The 3,573-nt window shown below is 63.0% G+C and carries 3 protein-coding genes and 1 tRNA gene; 1 reads left to right on the plus strand and 3 read right to left on the minus strand.

What is annotated here, in order from left to right:
• The first annotated feature begins 21 nt into the window (after positions 1 to 21).
• A tRNA-Leu gene (locus ACPGXI_RS17775) sits at positions 22 to 107 on the plus strand.
• A gap of 894 nt (positions 108 to 1,001) precedes the next feature.
• Here ACPGXI_RS17775 and ACPGXI_RS17780 read toward each other — a convergent pair.
• From ACPGXI_RS17780 to ACPGXI_RS17790, 3 genes are all read right to left on the minus strand, one after another.
• Entirely contained in the window at positions 1,002 to 2,015 is a 1,014-nt protein-coding gene (locus tag ACPGXI_RS17780) for a hypothetical protein (RefSeq protein ID WP_526655318.1), read from the minus strand.
• A gap of 77 nt (positions 2,016 to 2,092) precedes the next feature.
• Complete coding sequence (locus ACPGXI_RS17785; protein WP_526655320.1) at positions 2,093 to 2,545, minus strand: hypothetical protein; 453 nt, start codon at positions 2,543 to 2,545, stop codon at positions 2,093 to 2,095.
• Between the two features lie 564 nt (positions 2,546 to 3,109).
• Positions 3,110 to 3,448 carry a hypothetical protein gene (locus ACPGXI_RS17790; RefSeq protein ID WP_526655322.1) on the minus strand — a complete coding sequence of 113 codons (339 nt, stop codon included), beginning with the start codon at positions 3,446 to 3,448 and terminating at the stop codon, positions 3,110 to 3,112.
• Positions 3,449 to 3,573: the final 125 nt, after the last annotated feature.

The raw sequence follows: 3,573 nt of genomic DNA on the forward strand, positions 1-3,573 counted from the left end.
GATAGGCTCCCTCGGTCATTCGGGCGAGTGGCGGAATGGCAGACGCGCTGGCTTCAGGTGCCAGTGTCCTTCGGGACGTGGGGGTTCAAGTCCCCCTTCGCCCACCATGAGCAGTTCCACGAACTCAAGGCATAACAGTCACGAACTCAAAAGAGGCCGTGACCTTTGTGTTTGGTGGCTAATGAGACTCGAGTGGGTCAAAATGGGCCCGTGGGGGACTCCCGGGTGCGTATCCCCTATTGGAAGGGCCGATGGCCGGCATTGATCGCGCGCTGTGAGGTTTGACCGGTTTGCTGAGGCTTGGCCGGCCCGGCTAGCGGATTTCGGTGCTCTGGCGGCCTTCGTAGAGAGACGAATCAAATGTGAGCCGACCGCTTTGCCGCGCCTGGTCCGCTTCGGCGGCTGACTCCGCCTTGGGCGCTTTGGACAGCGGCGTGTCCGAAGGAGAACAGGCCACGACTTGCGGGGCCTGACCTGCTGCTATTTTCGGTGGAACTGCCGGGAATTGAACCCGTTTCGCCACCCTGGCGAGAGACCCGAAAGCGCCTCGGCCAGGCAATCGACGTTCACCGGGATTCACCCAATCGCCCCGATTTATCTGTAACTGTGCCAAAAATGTGCCTAAGGACTCCCAACGTCGAGCACCCAAAACCGCGCGTGATCCCGCCGCCGCCCAGGCCGCGCAAGCCACGCAGGCAGAAAACCCCCGAGGAGCGTCTGCGCGAGGAATTGACGAAGACCGAGCGCGAAGCCAAGCGTCTGCGTGCCGAGCTGAAACGACTGGAGCGGCACGGATGAGTCAACGCCCGCGGCTCATCCCCGCGGGCCTTGGTCTCGTCGTTGAGATGTCGACTGCGACCACTTGACCCCAGTGTCGTTTATCGCTTCCGCTGGTGCATGCCGACGCACGCGAAACGCATGTCAGAGGCGGAATCCGGTCATCGGCGGACACCTACGAATGCCAACGAATCAGAGCTGAACGCAACCCCCACACCAAGGCGTCACTTCAGCCTTTCGTATAGCTCGCCAGAACGCTCGGCCACATGAGCAAACGCCTGCCGCAGCCGCTGACGAACCCCACGACCTTCCAGGGCCTCACCCTCAGCGTTATCGGCGAGTGTTGCCGCCCGCTCAGCAGCGAATGTGGCCTGCCGTTCCGACGCTACTGATACGCCCAAGAGCCGGGCTCCGCAGAGGGGGCACCATCGTATCTGCTCGTCGAGGATGTCGTGGACTCGCGACAGGTCGCCGCCGTGATGCGTGCAGGTTTGGCGGGCTAGGTGCACGCGGATGGTATCGACGATGAATTGTGCCCGCTGCATGGGCGTTTCGCCGTAGCCGTCCACGTATATGTCGCCGCTGGCGATCACCTCGCCGCTGAGGATTTCGGTTTCCTTGGTCTCGATCTGTCTGTCGTCGACGCCGGTGACGGCTTTTGCGAACCGTCCGCTGGGCTTCAGGTCGAGCTCGATGCGCCAGTCGTCCCAGCGTTCCCGAAAGTAGAAGCTACGCCCGTCGACCGTGCCTTCCCACTGCTCCGGGTAAAGCCCACCACGACTGGAAACCGACACCCCAGGCTGGGTGTCCAGCCACGCATGCAGTTCCTTGGTCTCGGCGTCACGCTCCCCAGCCCGGCGAAGGGCTTGCGGGGAAGTCCAGGACGCCTCGATGGCGGCGCGGCGACGTTCAGCGGCCTCTCGGCGCTGTTGGGCGTTGTGGGTGCAGCTGCAACCGAACCCGTAGTCGTGCTGATCGCCGTCCGCCAGGCGCGGGTGGCACGTACATCTGCAGCGCTCACCGGTGGCCACCGAACGCCAGTCGAATAATGCACTCAGCGTCGCGTCGGCCAGCGCCTCGGAGTCGGCGACACCGCGCTCGTTGAACACACCCGCGAGGTAATCCTGATAGCGTCGGCGACCCTCCACCCGGCCGTGTTCTTGTTGCTCCCGCCACCGCTGAGTGCCGGGAGTGTTCGAGAAATCGGTCACGTAGAGCTTCGGATGATCTTCGGGCATAGTTCTTCAACGGTCCCACCAGGCGGGGGCGTTGTCACCAGGATTTTCCGCCGCGGCGGTTCCAAAGGTCGGCGAGGTCAGCCCCCAACGTCATCGCAAGCCGCACACAGCGTTTTAAGCCAGTCACCGTGCTTAGTCAGCGCACCCGGTGACCCGCAGCGTTCGCAAATCGCCGCCGACGCGCACTGCGCTTCCTCAACGAGAGCATCGAAGCTCTCCGCTGCCGGAGAGTCAGGACCGCCGTTAGGCGAGCAGTAGAAGCGCAGAGTGCCGAACTTTTCCTTCACCTGGTGCACCACATAATCCGGGTCGAGTTCCGCCAGCCGCGCATCCAAATCGACCACCAATCGATACCAGCCGCGCTCGTGGCGAAAGCCGCGGCCCCACCCATCGGGAATCCGAAGCAAGATCCCCTCCAACGCCGCGGCATACCCGCCCGCATCCGGCGGGACAACCACCGCATCGAGGCCATCCCACTCCGCGAAATCTCTTTCATCCACATCGACAATGCTGCACCACACCACCGACATGCGGCCGGGGCGTGGACGTTGGTCGCGGGGCTTATGGTGTCGCAACCGAATGGATCGGCGTTATTGCCGCGCAGCGAAGGGATTCCGCAACGGCAACAGTGCCTCGCTGGCATAGGCCTGCGCCAACAACGCGCGACCTGTGTAGCTGCCGGGCTCGAGGTCGAGGTGGCCAACCGGCACTTCGAGGACATATTCGATCCGTCAACGCGCATGATCACGGCTCGAAACAGCGGGTACAGATCAACTGAGCTACCAAACGGGTCCCCCTCAACCTGGCGGCACCCGACATTGGCCCCGTTTCTGCCGGGCCGGCCGCTGGCGGCCGAGGCTACTAACGCCCGGTCGGATCCGAAGGAGGTCCTCTTGAATCCCGTTCCTGGACTGCCGATGCTGGGTTAGCTAAGCTCCCTGTCTGCGGAATTTTGTCACGTCGCCTTGGTAGAAGGAGCCGAGCACTCCGCAGCCAGGGTCGCCGAGAAGATTGGGAACGGATACCGCCCGGGACGGCGGCGCATCATCGCGATCCGCCCAGTTCAAACCCGTTGCCCCCAAGGGACTTACCCTCTAACAGATCCACTCCGCGGCAGGCTTGCCGAAATTCTCGGTCAACTTGTCAGTCGGTTCCTGTAACCACTGACCGTCTTCATAGACCATGGTGCGACTTACCTTCGCGATGTCGAGCCAACCGACGCGAACAATCGCCTTGCTGGTGCCTTCCATGCGAACACCTTCGACGGTGAGGTTAGCTCCCTCGGGTCGCTGCGTCTCTTCCGCACACCGCTCAGCGAACGCTTCGTAGTCGTCCTGGCTGATCGCGTCGCGCAACTGACGGCTATAGAGCAACCATTGCCCCGCGTAGTCGCCCGACGAGTAGCGGTCTGCATTTTCCTGCTCGGATGCCACAGCGGCTTCAAGTGTCTTCGCTGTGCCTCAGCTTCAGTGACAGTTCGATCGGTCGGCCGGTTGGCGCCGGCTGAGGGCATGCCCGCGCTGATCGCAGGGGCATCTGAAGAGCTGCCGCAGCCGCA

It is taken from the genome of Mycobacterium sp. (genome assembly GCF_049608025.1).
Classification (GTDB): Bacteria; Actinomycetota; Actinomycetes; order Mycobacteriales; family Mycobacteriaceae; genus Mycobacterium.